Source organism: Bradyrhizobium macuxiense (assembly GCF_001542415.1).
GTDB classification, from domain to species: Bacteria; Pseudomonadota; Alphaproteobacteria; order Rhizobiales; family Xanthobacteraceae; genus Bradyrhizobium; species Bradyrhizobium macuxiense.
Genome location: NZ_LNCU01000092.1, coordinates 104,246 through 120,211 on the forward strand (window position 1 = coordinate 104,246; position 15,966 = coordinate 120,211).

General features: G+C 62.6%; 14 protein-coding genes and 1 pseudogene. 3 read left to right on the forward strand and 12 right to left on the reverse strand.

What is annotated here, in order from left to right:
* Window positions 1-105: 105 nt before the first annotated feature.
* Window positions 106-786 carry a LysR substrate-binding domain-containing protein gene (locus tag AS156_RS28045; protein ID WP_245313103.1) on the reverse strand — a complete coding sequence of 227 codons (681 nt, stop codon included), beginning with the start codon at window positions 784-786 and terminating at the stop codon, window positions 106-108.
* Here AS156_RS28045 and AS156_RS28050 point away from each other — a divergent pair.
* Window positions 765-2,435, forward strand: a pseudogene (locus AS156_RS28050) (xanthine dehydrogenase family protein molybdopterin-binding subunit); the annotation flags it as partial. The gene AS156_RS28045 and the pseudogene AS156_RS28050 sit on opposite strands and share 22 nt — an antisense overlap.
* A gap of 602 nt (window positions 2,436-3,037) precedes the next feature.
* Here the strand turns inward: AS156_RS28050 and AS156_RS28055 are convergent.
* From AS156_RS28055 to AS156_RS28100, 10 genes are all read right to left on the reverse strand, one after another.
* A complete protein-coding gene (locus AS156_RS28055; RefSeq protein WP_066511428.1) occupies window positions 3,038-4,036 on the reverse strand; it encodes a formate dehydrogenase subunit gamma in 999 nt (332 codons plus the stop codon).
* A gap of 42 nt (window positions 4,037-4,078) precedes the next feature.
* Entirely contained in the window at window positions 4,079-4,675 is a 597-nt protein-coding gene (fdh3B, locus tag AS156_RS28060) for a formate dehydrogenase FDH3 subunit beta (RefSeq protein WP_066511431.1), read from the reverse strand.
* Between the two features lie 12 nt (window positions 4,676-4,687).
* A complete protein-coding gene (locus AS156_RS28065) occupies window positions 4,688-7,636 on the reverse strand; it encodes a formate dehydrogenase subunit alpha (RefSeq protein ID WP_066511550.1) in 2,949 nt (982 codons plus the stop codon).
* An 11-nt stretch (window positions 7,637-7,647) separates the two neighbouring features.
* A complete protein-coding gene (locus AS156_RS28070) occupies window positions 7,648-7,857 on the reverse strand; it encodes a twin-arginine translocation signal domain-containing protein (protein ID WP_066511434.1) in 210 nt (69 codons plus the stop codon).
* A 28-nt stretch (window positions 7,858-7,885) separates the two neighbouring features.
* Window positions 7,886-8,665 carry a molecular chaperone TorD family protein gene (locus AS156_RS28075; RefSeq protein WP_066511437.1) on the reverse strand — a complete coding sequence of 260 codons (780 nt, stop codon included), beginning with the start codon at window positions 8,663-8,665 and terminating at the stop codon, window positions 7,886-7,888.
* Between the two features lie 112 nt (window positions 8,666-8,777).
* Complete coding sequence (locus AS156_RS28080) at window positions 8,778-9,443, reverse strand: DUF3306 domain-containing protein (protein ID WP_066511440.1); 666 nt, start codon at window positions 9,441-9,443, stop codon at window positions 8,778-8,780.
* Window positions 9,440-9,955: a DUF3305 domain-containing protein gene (locus AS156_RS28085; RefSeq protein WP_066511443.1), complete on the reverse strand. Its 516-nt coding sequence runs from the start codon at window positions 9,953-9,955 to the stop codon at window positions 9,440-9,442. Before AS156_RS28085 ends, AS156_RS28080 begins: the two co-directional genes overlap by 4 nt.
* Complete coding sequence (locus AS156_RS28090; protein ID WP_066511445.1) at window positions 9,952-10,959, reverse strand: DUF6352 family protein; 1,008 nt, start codon at window positions 10,957-10,959, stop codon at window positions 9,952-9,954. The genes AS156_RS28085 and AS156_RS28090 overlap by 4 nt, the downstream gene beginning before the upstream one ends.
* On the reverse strand, window positions 10,956-11,495 hold the full coding sequence (locus AS156_RS28095) for a DUF6505 family protein (RefSeq protein ID WP_082747772.1): 540 nt from the start codon (window positions 11,493-11,495) through the stop codon (window positions 10,956-10,958). Before AS156_RS28095 ends, AS156_RS28090 begins: the two co-directional genes overlap by 4 nt.
* Window positions 11,492-12,199: a biotin/lipoate--protein ligase family protein gene (locus AS156_RS28100; protein WP_066511552.1), complete on the reverse strand. Its 708-nt coding sequence runs from the start codon at window positions 12,197-12,199 to the stop codon at window positions 11,492-11,494. The genes AS156_RS28095 and AS156_RS28100 overlap by 4 nt, the downstream gene beginning before the upstream one ends.
* Before the next feature lie 210 nt (window positions 12,200-12,409).
* Here AS156_RS28100 and AS156_RS28105 point away from each other — a divergent pair, with 210 nt between their 5' ends.
* Together AS156_RS28105 and AS156_RS28110 are read left to right on the forward strand one after the other, a co-directional pair.
* Complete coding sequence (locus AS156_RS28105; RefSeq protein ID WP_066511554.1) at window positions 12,410-14,380, forward strand: 4Fe-4S binding protein; 1,971 nt, start codon at window positions 12,410-12,412, stop codon at window positions 14,378-14,380.
* A 52-nt stretch (window positions 14,381-14,432) separates the two neighbouring features.
* Window positions 14,433-14,735, forward strand: coding sequence for a hypothetical protein (locus AS156_RS28110; RefSeq protein ID WP_245313098.1), 303 nt, complete (start codon window positions 14,433-14,435; stop codon window positions 14,733-14,735).
* A 17-nt stretch (window positions 14,736-14,752) separates the two neighbouring features.
* Here the strand turns inward: AS156_RS28110 and AS156_RS28115 are convergent.
* Window positions 14,753-15,966, reverse strand: a 1,214-nt coding sequence (locus tag AS156_RS28115) for a c-type cytochrome (protein WP_245313099.1), incomplete at its 5' end; no start/stop codon positions are given.

Consider the following 15,966-nt stretch of genomic DNA (forward strand, 5'->3'; position numbering starts at 1 on the left):
GAACTCTCGCTCCGATCCATCACGGACCAGTTTGAGCCAGCTGCAGTCGAAGAAGGCCAATGAGATCCATCTTCAAACCTTTCTTCGACAGGGCCAAGCGGGTCGCTAGTCGAATTGGACGGGATCAGATCCAGGATACGAATGGGCGACAAACTCGCAGAACGCGCGAGCCGTCGCAGACAACTTCGTCTCGCTTTTCCAGGCAAGCCCGACGTCCATGGTGTGGACGTCGTCATCGAGCGTCTTGAGATCGATGCGATGTCCCTCGAGCGACCAGGGACGGTAGACCATGTCCGAAAGGATGGTGATTCCCATACCGGTCGCAACCATGCTCCGCACCGCCTCAACCGAAAGGGTACGGAAGATGACGTTCGGAACGTGCATCGTACGCTGCCAGTAACGCATGGCGGAGCGTTCGGCTTCATCAACGGTCAACATCAGATAGGGCTCGCCCGCCAGGTCTGCCAGCGTGATGCTGCCCTTGCGAAGAAGTGGATGATTCACGCATGTCCATAAGCGACGCGGCGAGCGCAACAAGAGCCGCGAGCGAATGGAGCGGCGGTCGTGCAGGTTTGCGATCAGCATGATCGCCGCATCGACGCTGCCGCTGATCAGGCTCTGCTCGATCGCGTCGCGCGAAAACTCGTGCAAACGCACCGTGATGCCTGGGAAGGAACGCCAGAAGCGCGACAATAGCGGTGGCAGGAAATATCCAGCGATGGTGTAGCTGACGGCGACATCGACGGTGCCGTCGACCTGCGTTCCCCAGCGGTGCGGTCCGCGCATCGCATCCGACACGCTCGCCTCGATGGCGCGGGTTCGATCTGGCGGTCGAACCGTTCGCCGCCCTGCTCGCCCGCGCCAGCGGCCGGCCGGTGCGCCTCGTCAACTCGCGCGAGGAGGAGATGCTCACCTGCCTGTTCCGCGAGAACGCCGATATCCGCATCCGTTCGGCGGTGACGCGCAAGGGAGAAATCGTGGGCCGCGAGGCGGTCGTCCTGATGGACTGCGGCGCCTATGGCGGCGAACAGATCTTCCTGACCACCATGACTGCGCACACGCTCGGCGGCAATTACAGGCTTGGCAGCGTGCGCATGATCTCGCGCGCGGTCTACACCAACACTACGCCGAACGGTGCGTTCCGGTGCTGTAACGGCGTCTACAACACCTTTGCGCTCGAACGGCACACCGACGAGATCGCGGCGCGGATCGGGATGGATCCGCTCGCGTTCCGCCGCCGCAACGTGCTCGGCGACCGGGATCTGGGCGCCACCGGCCAGGTCTTCGAAGGCGATGTACTCGGCCCCATGCTCGAGCGGATGGATACGCTGCGCGATGCGGCCGCGCCGCCGCCGGCGCGCAGCGACGGCCGGCTCTACGGACGCGCGACCACCATCGGCACCTGGTTCGTCTTCGTCGGCCCATCGGCCGCGACGGTGAACATGAATGCCGACGGCACGGCGACGCTGGTCACGTCGGGTGTTGAGATCGGATCCGGCTCGATGATGCAGAGCCTACCGCAGATCGTCGCCAGCACGCTCGGCATCGCACCCGAGCACGTGATCGTCCGCGCGGCCGATACCGATGCGGCCGGCTATGACGTCGGCGTCGGCGGCGGCCGCACCACCGTCTCGCTCGGCGCGGCCAGCCTATCGGCAGCGCAGGAGGTGCGCACGAAGCTATTGAAGGTCGCCTCCGAGATGATCGAGGCTGCGCCCGGCGACCTCGTGATGCGCAACGGGCGGATCGAGATCGCCGGGGCGCCGGGCTCCGGCCGTACCGTCACGGAGGTCGCGACCCGCGCCCAGGCGCTGGCTGGCCCGGTCTCCGGCACCGGCGCCTTCACCGGCGCCGGCGTGCCGGCGATGCCGGGCTGCGTAGCCGGACATTTCATCGACGCGATCGACATCCCGGTCTTCGCGGTCCACGATTACGAGGTCGCCGTCGATCCGGACACCGGACATGTCGAGGTGCTGAGCTATCGCGTGGTCCAAGACGTCGGCCGCGCGCTGAATCCGCGCGCCATCCACGGCCAGATCCAGGGCGGCGTCGTGCAGGGGCTGGGTTATGCGCTGCACGAGGAAGTCACGATCGGCGGCAACGGCCGGGTCTGCCAGAACGGCTTCGAAACTTATCGTGTGCCACTGGCACTCGATGTCGTGCCGGTTGAAATCAGTCTCTATGAGGGTGCGCCGTCAATCGGACCGTTCGGGACCAAGGGTGCGGGCGAGGTACCAATTCTCAATGTCGGAGCGGCCATCGCGTGCGCTGTTGCAAACGCCACAAAAAGGCGCATCCAAGAGCTCCCGTTGACGCCGCCGCGCGTCCTCGAACTTCTGCTCGACCGGAAGCACGACCTGTCTCTTCCCCATATCGCCAAGACATGGTCGGACAATTTGGTTCATCCTCACGGTAAGCCCGAAGGGAGCACATAGGAACGGGCCACAGCAAACGGTGAGCCCCGCGAGATCGAATTCCATTCTCGCGCATAGCATCGACAACTCGCCCCACAGGCGAGCTAACGATACTTGATCATAAGATTTCTCTTGATCTCCCGGTGCATACGCCGCCTTCTAATCGATTGAAAGCCTGAGATCTCGCTCCAATCCATCATGGCGACGGAAACTTTCAACGCAAGCCATTATTTCACTGATCTATTTCGTCTCCTGTGTGACTGGACCGGCTGAAGAATATGGCTCGACCCTCCGCAATTGGAAGCAAAATCGCACCTCGGATTGTCAGCGCACATGTGGTGCAGTCGGGTGCGTGTGCACATGCCGCCCGCACAGCGCGCATCAGTCGATGGCAGATGACAGCGCTATGCGCGACGAGCTGTTTTATGTAAGCTCACGACATCCCGACCTTCTTGGGAGACAGCGATGAAGTCCTTCTTGCTCGCCTGCGCAGCTGCCATTGCTCTGGCGGCAATTGGAGCCGCAGTTCTAAACCGCGCGCAGGAGCCGGTCCAACAGGCCTTCGCAACGACGGGCGTGCGCCTTTAGTGGGATTCGCCAACGTCCAGGGCTGCGTGCGCCACCTACTCTGCGGCAGTGGGCTGTGTTCGCGCGTCGTTTGCGCCGGTACGCGCATTCTCCTCTTCGAGCCAGAGGCTATGGTGCTCCTTCGCCCAGTTGACGTCGACGGTGCCGCTACCCATCGCCTCGAACGCCCCTTCCATGCCGATCGTGCCGATATAGATATGCGCCAGCATCACCGCCATGAAGAGCATCGCCACGATCGAGTGAACCACCTGCGCGAGTTGCATCCCTTCGATGCCTGACAGGTAGAAGGGGAACATCAGCGTATATCCGGTGGCTGCCACCAGGCCTCCGCCGATAACCACGATCCAATAGATCGCCTTCTGGCCGGCGTTAAAACGATAGGCCGGCGGATGATCATGACCCACGATACCGCCGCCGCGCTTGACCCAATCGACATCCACTTTGTTCGGGATATTGCCAGCGAGCCACATCAGGAAGATCAGAACGACGCCAATCGTGAACGGGAAGCTCAGGTAGTTGTGCGCATATTTCGCCCATTGCGACCATTCGGAAAACGCTTCGTGACCCATCCAGGGCAGAAGCAGCGTACGGCCGAAAGTAATGTTCAATCCCGAAAGCGCGAGTATGATGAAGCAGGTCGCCGTCATCCAGTGCACGAAGCGTTCGAATGAGCTAAAGCGCACGAGGGTCCGGCCCGAACGACCGCTCTGAAGCCGCACCATGCCGCGGCTCAGATAGAAAATGATCAACGCCGCAAGCATGCCAAGAATGGCGACACCGCCTATCCAGTGCAGCGTCACGTTGCGGAACTCACGCCATTCACGGCCTGCCGGCTGCTCGAGCACGCCGGAGCGCTGGTCGGGGATGCTGACGCGTCCTTGGACCCGTTTCAACTCCTGCAGAAGCTGTTGCTCCTTGACCGAGCTTGCGGTGGGGTTGACCTGCTGGGCGATGGACGGTGAAGCCGCGGAGATGAGCAGCAGCAGCACGCCGGTGCCAATCAGGAGACGGGCAAATCGCGCAAGACACACCATCAATTCCTCCCAATATTGGGTGATCGCTGGCGATGCGGTTTTTCAAGACTCGATCGTCTCGCGATACGCGGTCTTCCAACCCCAAGCGCCAGAGCCGTAACCGCGCTTCATCACACGCTCCTTGTAAATCTGGGCAATGATTTCACCGTCGCCGGCAAGCAGCGACTTGGTCGAGCACATCTCGGCGCAGAGCGGTAGCTTGCCTTCGGCGAGACGGTTTGCGCCGTATTTCTCGTACTCCGCCTTGCTGCCGTCGGCTTCTGGGCCTCCGGCGCAGAAGGTGCACTTGTCCATCTTGCCGCGCGAGCCGAAGTTGCCGACCTTCGGATATTGCGGCGCGCCGAACGGACAGGCGTAGAAGCAATAGCCGCAGCCGATGCAGAGGTCCTTGGAATGAAGCACGACACCGTCGGCCGTCGTGTAGATGCAGTTCACCGGGCACACTGCCGCGCATGGGGCGTCGGTACAATGCATGCAGGCCATCGAGACGGAACGCTCGCCCGGTTTGCCGTCATTGATGGTGACGACGCGGCGCCGGTTAATGCCCCAGGGCACTTCGTGCTCGTTCTTGCAGGCGGTGACGCAGGCATTGCATTCGATGCAACGGTCGGCGTCGCAGAGGAATTTCATACGTGCCATGGCCGTTGCTCCTTATGCCGCCGCGATCTGGCAGAGGGTGACTTTGGGCTCCTGCATGCCGGTCGCCGGATCGTATCCGTAGGTGGTGATGGTGTTCGCGCTTTCGCCGAGCACGATCGGATCGGTGCCCTTCGGATAATTGCCGCGCAGATCCTTGCCCGCGAACCAGCCGCCGAAGTGGAACGGCATCCACGCGACCCCCTTGCCGACGCGTTCGGTCACCAGCGCCTTCATCCTGGCGCGCGAATTGTTTTCGGCGCCAGTCACCCAGACCCAGCCGCCATCCTTGATGCCGCGATCGGCGGCATCGGCGGGGCTAATCTCGATAAACATGTCCTGCTGCAATTCGGCAAGCCATGGGTTGGTGCGGGTCTCCTCGCCGCCCCCCTCGTACTCGACGAGACGACCGGACGACAGGATGAGCGGAAATTGCTTCGCGATCCCCTTCTCCACCGCCGCCTTCTGCACGGAGAAGCCGATATTGGGCAGGCGGAATTGTTTGGCGTCGGGCAGCGTCGGATATTTCGCAACCAGATCGACCCGCGGCGTGTAGATCGGCTCGCGATGTACTGGAATCGGATCAGGCAGGCCAAACGCATTCATGCGCGCCTTGCCGTTGCCGTAGGGCACACAGCCGTGTTTGAGCGCCACGCGCTGGATGCCGCCGGACAGGTCGAGCGACCATGAGACCGCATCCGGATTGGCGGAGTTGATCTTGGTGATGGTGGCCATCTCCGCCTCGCTGAGATCCTTGTCCCAGCCGAGCTTCTTCAGGCTCGCCAGCGTGAATTCCGGATAGCCGTCCGTGATCTCGGAGTCCTTGGAATAGGACCCCTCTGCAAGCAGGCTCACCTTGCGCGTGGTGCCGTCCGCAAGCTTCTCCTCGCGCTCGATACCGAAGCGCGGACGGAACGTGCCGCCGCCATCCATCACGCTCAGGTTGGTATTGTAGAGCAGCGGCGTGCCGGGATGGCGCACCTCGGGCGAACCCCAGCAAGGCCACGGCAGGCCGTAATAGTCGCCGCCGACTTCCGGATCGTCCTTGGGCGCCCGCATGGTCAGGAAGTCGAACTTGGCCTGGTTCTTCATGTGCGCCTTGAGGCGCTCGGGCGACTGGCCGCAATAGCCGGTCGACCAGCTGCCGCGATTCATCTCGCGCAGGATATCCTCGGCTTCCGGCAGATTGTTCTCCACCTTGATGTTCTTGAACATCTTGTCGGCGAAGCCGAGTTTCTTCGCCACGAGGTACATGACCTCGAGGTCATCCTTCGATTCGAAGACCGGCTTTACGATCTGCTCGCCCCATTGCAGCGAGCGGTTTGAGGCGACGCGCGAACCCTTGCATTCGAATTGCGTGCCAACCGGGAGCAAATAGAGGCCATCCTTGCGTCCTGCCTCCACCGCGAGCGATGCCCAGGTGGTCGGATGCGGGTCGGCGACGACAAGCAGTTCGAGCGCCTTCAGACCGTTCAGGGATTCAGGAACGCGCGTGATGCTGTTGCTGGCGTGTCCCTGCACGAACATCGCCCGCACATTGTCTTTCTGTGCGATCTGATCCTTCGGCAGTGTCACCGCTTCGAACCAGCGGGTGAGCGGAATGCCGGGGGTTTCCATGATCTGCTTGCTATCGAAGCGGGACTTCAGGAAGTCGTAGTCAACCTCCCAGACTCGCGACCAGTGCTTCCACGCGCCCTCGGCCAGTCCATAGTAGAACGGAAGCGTGACGATATCGAGCCCCACGTCCGTCGCCCCTTGCACGTTGTCATGGCCACGGAAGATGTTGGCGCCTGTGCCGGGGCCACCGACGTTGCCCGTCAGCAGCAGCGCGATGCAGCTCGCCCTCACGTTTGCAGTGCCGACCGTCTTCTGGGTCTGGCCCATGGCCCAAATCAGCGTCGCCGGCCTCTCGGTGGCCAGCATCTTGGCGACACGCTTGAGCTGTTCGCCAGGAACGCCGCTGACGCGCTCGACTTCCTCCGGGTTCCATTTCTCCACTTCCTTGCGCAGGTCGTCGAAACCGTAGACGCGCTGCTTGATGAACTCCTTGTCCTCCCACCCGTTCTGGAGAATGTGCCACATCATGCCATAGAGCACCGGAATATCGGTGCCCGGCCGCATGCGCACGTATTCGGTCGCGTGCGCCGCCGTACGCGTCAGGCGCGGATCGATGACGACAAAATTGGCCTTCTTCAACTCCTTGCCCTCAAGCAGATGCTGAAGCGATACCGGATGGGCCTCGGCTGGATTCCCGCCCATGATGATCTGCGTCTTGGCGTTGCGGATATCGTTGAAGCTGTTGGTCATCGCGCCGTAACCCCACGTGTTGGCCACGCCGGTGACGGTCGTCGAATGGCAGATGCGCGCCTGATGGTCGGTGTTGTTGGTGCCCCAGAACGCGCCGAGCTTGCGGAACAGATAGGAGCCCTCATTGGTCATCTTGGCCGATCCAAGCCAGTAGACGGAATCAGGACCGGACTTCCCGCGAATTTCGAGCAGCTTCTCGCCGATCTCGTTGACCGCAGTGTCCCAGGAGACGCGCGTCCACTGTCCATCCACCAGCTTCATCGGATAGCGGAGCCGGCGCTCGCTGTGCACGAGCTCGCGCACGGAGGCGCCCTTCGCGCAATGCGATCCGCGATTGATCGGAGAATCCCAGCTCGGCTCCTGACCGATCCAGACCCCGTTCAACACCTCCGCGGTCACGGTGCATCCCACCGAGCAGTGCGTACAAATGCTCTTGCGAACCGCCGCCCCGGATGTGAGGGGACCGGCCATTGCCGCTTTCGCCGTCCGTACGCTGCCAAGCGGCAGCGTGCTCAACGCGGCGAGCGCACCGCCAGCAAGGCCCGAGCGGCGCAGGAAGGTGCGGCGGTCGAGACCACTCCCTTGCCCCGACAAGCCAGCCGCGATGGATCCGCTTGAGGCGATTTCGGAACGCTGTTGTGTTCTCTTGATCAGCACGGCCGCCTCCCTCAACCCGGATAACGATTGACGCGGTAATAGGTCTTCACATGGTCTGTTTCCTTGTAGCGCGCCTTGCGTTTCTCATCGTCGGTCTCGCTGTCGGCTTGCGCGGGCGCGATCAAGGGTGCCGCCAGCGTCGCTCCCGCACCGACGGTGCCGATTCCGACCTTGCGAAGAAAGTCTCGGCGGCCGGTTGTCGTTTTCCTCTCATCTTTCATCGTATTTCTCCCGAACCAGCGGCGCCGGTCAGTTGGCGAACGTGAAAGCCTCGGTTTCTATCTCAAGCCACACTCGGCCAAGCGTTCCAACCGACCGGTAGAATCTCGCATTCTGCGCCTTCTCCATGTCGGCGAACAAACGTCCCATCCAGCGGGAGACGTGCTTTTCGAAGAAGGCGCGTTGTGTATCCGGCAAAGCCGGCAAACGCGCCGCCGCAAGGTCCGCCATGATCTCGCACAGCGTCCCCGCGTGATCCTCGGGTTCAAAATTGTTCTCTACCCGCTCGACGCCGAGCGCGGCCAGATCGTCGCGCAGGCGCGACAGAGGACGTTCGTTGAGAAAGCCGGTCAGGTAGTAGGACGCATAAGGCAGCAGCTCGCCACGGCCGAGACCGACGAACAAATCGAAATATTCGCGCTCGACCTCGGATGCGACGGCAACCGATGCACCGTCGGCAAGAGCTGCGTGGGCGCGCCCCAGCGGCGTTGCATCGCCCTTCAACTGCGCGATCTGCTCAAGCAATGCTGCCGACGGCGCGGACCAAAGCAAGTTTGCAAGCAGCGCGTATTCCCGAGCACGCGCCGCATCGATCGGATCAACTTCGTCGCCTACCACGACAGGCTCGCTGTAGAGATCGGGGCGAAGCAGCTTGCGCGGGACGCCCGTTGCGGTCTCGACCGCGATCACGCGTTGCGCAGGCACCCTGTTCCAGTTCGACACTGACGGCTGGGCAATACCTATCTTTCGGGCAAGCTCGGCAACACCGCCCGCGGCACCGATCGCACGTTCAAGTCCCGCATCGCGCACGCCGACCTCCTATCTCAGGGGCCAATTGCGTTTGCAGGTGGGAGAATACGGCGCGCGTCGGGAAGCGGTCAATCAGCAGCCATAGGCTGAGGCTATCGCATTTAGTCGCAGTCTAGCGGGGCAGCGCACCGCCATGTGTGCGACGCGGAACGGCAGTCTCTTCACTCGCATCACTCGCAGCTATTGGTTGCGGTGCAGCACAATCGGGCGGCAATTCCTCGACCGCGCGCTCCCCGAGCCGTTGGGGAATCGTGATTGTCTTCACCGGGTTGGATGACGGCCCAAGATCGGGCGGCAGATGAGCCGATTGCGCTCCCGCTTCGGCGGCCTCCGTTTGCGGGTTGGCCAGGCTTTTGGCGGCCTCCGCCACATCCCCGACGATGCGACGAGCAAGCGCGCCAACCTGCTCGGCTGAATTGTCTAATGGACCGAACCCCGCCATGGCGTTCGGGTCATTGAAGTCCCAGGCGTTCTCCGCCAACCCCACAAAATCGCGGATGGCGGGATCGGCACTCCAGGCACGACGAAGCGCCGCCCGGCTCAACTCCTGCGGAACGCCTTTGCGTAGGAAAGCCGTGATGTCAGTGGCGACATCAATCGATTCAATGGGAGGCAAGTTCGAAAGATCCGGCTGGGGGAGAGCCGGCACCGCCGGCGCAGGGTCTGCCGGCGCCGGCGCGCTCGCCTCGACCGCTTGTTCCGGCGCCGGTCCGACGTGATCGGCCATCGCCTCCTGCTTGCGACGCGACCAGCGCGCCAGAAAACGCTCGTCACTCATTCATGCCCACCTTCGTGGCGACGACGCGCAAGCGCCTCCGGATCGGCGCGTCGCCGCTCGCGCTTGACGAACTCCGTCTCAACGTGGTGCTGCGCGATGAACTTTTCAATCGCCTGACGTAGCACCTCGGGCATCGGCACCGCCTCGACCAGATTGGCACCGGCTTCGGTGAATGCCTCCCCTTCCGCAGGGTCCGCGGTGACTGCCGAAACAACATAGGGCCAGACGTCCTCGGAAGGAGTCAATATAATCCAGACACTGGGATCACCGCTGGCGAGATTGTCGCGGTAGCGCGCTGCTTCCGAACGATAGAGATCGACCATCGCGCTCCCGGCATAAAACAGTGTCGTTCCCTCCTGCTCCCGTATGACCGTCCACGGCGTCATGTCAGGCTCATCCGGCAACACGCCTGCGCCGCGCCAGACAAAATCAATCCACGGGGAATCCGCCCTTGCCCGCTCGACCACGACGCCGAGCGGAATGCGCAACAACGGCAGGGCGGCGGAACTCACGTCGCAGCCTCCAGGTGTTTGATTGGCAAGCCCGTCAACAGATTCTGCGGCTTCATCCGCACAAGGCGATCGGGGCTCATTGCCAGGATCAGATAGACGCCCTCACACCTGATAGCGTCGACGACCAGATGTGCGTCGGCAAAAGTCACCCTGAAGAACGCCAGCACGCGCGTCATCGTTCGATCATCGAGCGTCTCGCCATGCCACAGCCGGTCGCCGATCCCGGTGGCTTCAGCATCGAGCCCAACATACCAGGCGAGGTTCGCATCACGCAGTGCAGTCACCGGCTCGATTACGACGTCGACCCCAAGCAAATGCGAAATCCAGAGTTTCATGACGTCCGCCAGCGCAGCCGGCCCCCGCGTTCCGCTGCTGAAATCGAGCGCAAGGTCGAACTGATCGCTGCGATGCCAGTAGCTGTCGGCATTCGCATCGCTCAAGACGTCGATCCCCGTTCCACTCGTGGCTCCCAACATGGAGATCAGCGACAACACCGGCGCCGGGCTGGTTCCACCGACGACTTCCTCGTCCCCCAGCAGCAACGAATGCTCGTGCGGCACAATGCGCTGAGGCCGGAAGAAGAGTTCGGCCGCGCGCAGCACGAACGAATCCTCGCAGCCATCGAGTGCGTTGCGCAGGATGACGTGCACGAGCTGGTTCAGGAACAGTGGCGGCAGGTTGATCGATCCCGAACGAACCAGCGCAAGATAGGCCGCTTCCAACGTGGGTTCACGTAGCAAGAGGTCGCGGAATGCCAACACGAACTGCCAATTCTCCCGCGCATCCGCATCGACGATCGCGGCGACCTCTTCCCCCGGCACCGCCCGGCGCGGGTCCGCGAGCAGCTCCCGATGCAGCTTGCGTTCGGTCTCACAGGCATCGTCCGGCGGCATCAACTCGCGACGGGCGAAATAGGCCTTCAGAAACTGTTCCGTCGCAACGAGCCCACCGCCGGCATTTCGATCGAGCAGGTGATGGCCGCAAGTGATCCAGAAATCCCTCATCGCGGTAATGGCTCCGCGCTGATATTCGCAAGGTTGAGATTGCTGTCCGGCTCGAGGTCATCCTCGATTTCCATGAACGAGAACGCATTGCCGTGACGCTGCCCCTCCCGCAGTTGCAACCTGCGGAATGACTCGCGGACCTCGCCATCGCTCGCCGAACGATGGACGGCGATCAACGTGCTGACGGGATGGGTGCAGAGTGACTGCGCAAAGGCGACCTCCTCCGCCGCGGCATCGTGCGCGGTTGCAATATCCGGCGAGCCGAACTGTTCCACCAACTGTTTTGCAAGGAGCTCCACCAACGCCCGGCGGTCGTCCTCTGACGCTGGAACGATTTGCGCCAGCGTCGACCAGCCCCAGGACTGCACGCCAAGAAAGCCGCTGCGAAACGCCGAACGGGCCTTGCCGCCCAGCTTCGCCGGATCCTGATCGCAAAAGCGGAACGCGCCCGAAACCGCCCAATCTCCGGGCTCCGCGGCCACGTCGAATACGAACCTGTCAGACGGATCGAGCGCGATGGTGCGCAAGAGTTTCACAGGCGCGGCCCTCCGAGGTTTGGATCGAGCCATGAGGGCGACAGCAAGCCTTTTCTCAGGTCCTGCCGGGCGGTCACTTCTGTTCCGATCCGGCGGGTGATGAGGTCGCCATTGTCAGCTATCACATGCGTAATCTGCGGCTCACGCGACAGCCGCCCCAGGAATTCACGCGCGATACCGTCGAACCCGTCGGTTTGCCAGCCGTCCAGCGCACGCATCAGATGCCGCGCGAAGCTTTCCGTGACCTGAACGGCTCCGGCCTCGCCAAACCCCTCCTGATCCAGCGCGGAAGCGAGCGGGTACACGCCGGCGTCCGTGTCGCTCATCGTCACAGTCCGGATCATGGCGCCGAACACCAGCCAGCGCGGAGGCTTGTCCTCCTTTGCTGATGGCGGCCAGCTAAGCCGTCCGCCGCCAACAAGGCCACCGTCGACACGGATCGCGTCGGGCCAGTCGATCGCGATCTCCTTGTTCGGCGGTGCATAGGCACGCAATGCATCGGTCAGCGCCACCATTCCAGCGTAGACAGCGCGGCGCGCCGTGCGCAACGGCTCGCTTGGTTCGAGCACGACTGCGAACTCCGCAAGATCGAACCGCCCCACATAGGTCAGCGTACCTGCCCCACTCGCTTTTGCGATATCGGTTGCGTGGGCAAAGGCGTCACGACTTTCGCGCAGCCTCACCAGCGTGAACGGCGGAGGCAGATTGATGGGCTCCACAACCGCAGAGCGCCTGGGGGCTGTCGGTGTCAGTCGGACCTCCAGCTTCCTTTTCCTTTCTCGCGAGAATAACTTAATCGAGCAGAGGGATTGACGCGAGTCTGCTCGCGATCGTTCCCTGCCTCTCAGGGAGGTAAGCTGCCGCGCATGTCCGAACCGCCCAAGACGATCCTGATCTGCTCGTGCGAGGACACGATGCACCTCGACACGGGCGCGATCAGGCGAGGATGCCGCAAAAACGAAATCGCCGGATTCCGGCATCTCTGCCGTGCCGAACTTGGCTATTTTCGCAATGCGGCAAAGGCGGATGGACCACTCATCGTCGGCTGCACCCAAGAGGCGGCGCTGTTTGGCGAGGAAGCGAAGGAGCGTGACGGAGCGATCGAATTCGTCAACCTTCGGGAGACGGCCGGCTGGTCGGCGGAGGGTGCGAAGGCGGGCCCAAAAATGGCAGCTCTGCTTGCAGCGGCGTCGGAGGCTATGCCGGATTTTCCGCTTGTCACCTTGTCGAGCGGAGGGGTGATCCTGATCTACGGCCGCGACGAAGTTGCAATCGAAGCTGGTCGACTGCTTGCCGAGCATCTCGACGTGACGGTCATGATCACAAAGCCGCCGCAGATCATGCCGCCGGCAACGACCTCGTTCCCCATTGTTCAGGGATCGATCCGCAACGCCCGGGGCTATCTGGGAGCGTTCGAGTTGACGGTCGATGACTATGCGGCCCCGCGCCCCTCCTCGCGCAACGCGCTGGTCTTCGAAGCTTCCCGCAACGGCCTGACATCGCGTTGCGACATCGTCCTTGATCTCTCCGGCGGAACGCCGCTTTTCTCCGCCCACGAGCTGCGCGACGGCTATCTCCGCGCCGACCCGCGAGATCCGGCTGCGATGCTGCGTGCCGTGCTGAGGGCACGCGACCTCGTCGGCAGCTTCGACAAGCCCAAATACGTCAATTTCACCCCCGAGATTTGCGTCCATTCGCGCTCGAAATTGACAGGCTGCCATCGATGCCTCGATCTCTGCCCGACCGGAGCGATCACCCCGGATGGCGATCACGTCAGGATCAATGCGGAGGTCTGCGCCGGCTGCGGGCAGTGCGCCGCGGCCTGTCCGACCGGCGCCGCAACCTATGCCTTGCCGCCGGCCGACGCCCTGCTTCACAAATTGCGCGCGACGCTGCTGACTTATCGTGAAGCCGGCGGCTTGAATGCCGTTGTCCTGTTTCACGATGGCCAACATGGCACCGCGCTGATTGATGCTCTCGCCCGCCACGGCGACGGGCTTCCTGCCAACGTGCTGCCGTTCGCCGTCAACGAGGTGACGCAGGTCGGCCTCGAAGCGATTGCAGCCTCCTTTGCCTATGGCACGGCGGCAATCCGCTTTCTGCTGCAGGCCAAACCGCGGCACGATGTCGCCGGTATTCGCCGAACCATAGCGATGGCTGACGCCATTGTTTCCGGGCTTGGATTCTCCGGCGAGCGTGTCTCGACGATCGAAACGGATGATCCGGATGTGCTGGGAAACGTGCTGCGGATAATCGGGCCCGCGCCGGCCGCAGAGCCTCCCGCAACCTTCAAGACGGTGGGCAAGCGGCGTGACCTGCTTCGTTTCGCCCTTCGCGAGTTGCATCGCGTTGCGCCTGCGCCGACTGACGTGATTGCCTTGCCAGAAGGCGCGCCGCTCGGAGCGATCAGTGTCAACGTGGACGGCTGCACCCTGTGCCTAGCCTGCGTCTCGGCCTGCCCCACTGGTGCCCTCCGCGACGATCCCGAGCGTCCCGTGCTTAAATTCGTCGAAGATGCCTGCGTGCAGTGTGGATTGTGCCAGAGCACCTGCCCGGAAAAGGTCATCACCTTGAAGCCGCAGATCGACTTCCGCGCCGCCACCGCTCCAGCCCGGATCATCAGAGAGGAAGAGCCGGCGCTTTGCATACGCTGCGGCACGCCCTTCGGCGTGAAGAGCACGATCGAGAAGATCGCGGCGACGCTCGAGGGCCGGCACTGGATGTATCCCGCGGGCGACAAGCGGCTGGACGTAGTCAGGATGTGCGCCGACTGCCGCGTCGTCGCCATGAGCGAGCAGCAGTTCGATCCGTTCAATGGCATTCCGGAACGCGCTCCGCCCCGTACAACGGACGATTATTTACGCCAGCGAGAAAACAAGGATTAGCCGGAAATCACGAACAAGCAATCAATCGACAAGCAACAATGGGGAGTGCGTTATGTTTCGTTTCACAAACGCAGGAATCTTCGCGACCACGCTGTTTATTGGTGTCATTGCAATGCAGACTGTGCCGGCCGCGGCTGCCGTATCGAAGGCCGACAAGGTCGCCCTCAATCGAGCGATCGTGGCCTGCAAGGCGGAAGCGAAGGGCAAGAAGATCAAGTGGCTCTCGCGCCGGAAATACGTCAATAGTTGCGTCACGGAGGCAATGAAGGATCATCCCAACATGGACGTCTCCGCCATGCTCAAGAGCCATCCGGATTTGACGGATCTTCCGGTCGAGCGATGGCCCGGGTATTAGAGCCGCACCAAGAAGCGTCATTTCGATGTTGCGCGCCCGAGAAAATCGGTTAGAGCCTTGCGATCCTCCGCAGATCCAATCCGCTGCTCGGGCATTTTCGTACCGGGCGTATAGGCATTCGGACCGAGCTCGAACAATTTCGACACCGTCTCGGGCGTCCATACGATGTTCATGCTCTTGAGGGGGTCCGAGAAGCGATAGCCGGGCAACGACGCGATCCTGCGTCCATACAGGCCTGCAAGCGTGGGGCCGGCACGTTGCGCGTCCTTCTCCGACAGAGTGTGACAAGCAACGCACGCCCTGAACACCTCGGCGCCGGGATCTCCGGCATAGGCGGCAAGCGGATCGCTTGGCGCGGCTTGCGACGCGCCGATGGATACACCGGTCCGCGCGTTCCAGCGCCGGATTTTGCCGTCAGCGCTGCCGGTCAGCAATGTTGCGTTGTCCAGCAGGAATGCGACCGACCACACGGGGGAACCGGAATCGGTCAGCGCTTGTGCGACCGTCCGCGCTTTGCGATCAATCACGGCGACGCTGTCGCCAATTCCCGCAGCCGCGACCAAGGTGCCGTCCGGAGAGATCGCCAGCGCGACAATGGGCGTCTGCCCGGCTTGCACCTCGCCGCTTTCGCGGCCCTCCATCGTCAGAAAGCGCAGCTTCCCATCGGCACCGCCCGCGACGATCTCGCCGTCAGGCGTGACTGCCACGGCGTTAAGGGGTGTTCCCAGCGCAATGACGTTTGGGGTGCCACCCGCCAATGGCCAGATCCTCAACTCACGATCATATCCGACGCTCACCAGAGATCGTCCATCGGGCGTGAATGCGACGCCATTGACCTGCTGCGAATGCCCTTCCAGCACCTGTTGCGTGCCGTCGTCCAGTGACCAGAGGCGAACCGTGCGGTCCCAGGAGGCAGAAGCCAGCCTTGCGCCGTCCGGCGAGACGGCAAGTGAAACGACCGGTGCGGTATGGCCCTCGAAAACCTGATCCGGATGCTGCCGGCCCAGCGTCCAAATCGCGACCTTCGCATCCGCTCCGGCGGTCACCATCCGCCCATCCTTCAGGAAGGCAACCGCGTTCACGGCATCTGAGTGGAAGCGAAGGACCTGTTCGGCGGACTCGGTCGCGAGCGACCATCGGATTGCGGCGGTGTCGAAGCTGCCCGACAGCACATTATTGCCATCGCCCGAAATTGCGATTGCCCTTACCGGCCCGCCGTGACCCGCCAATT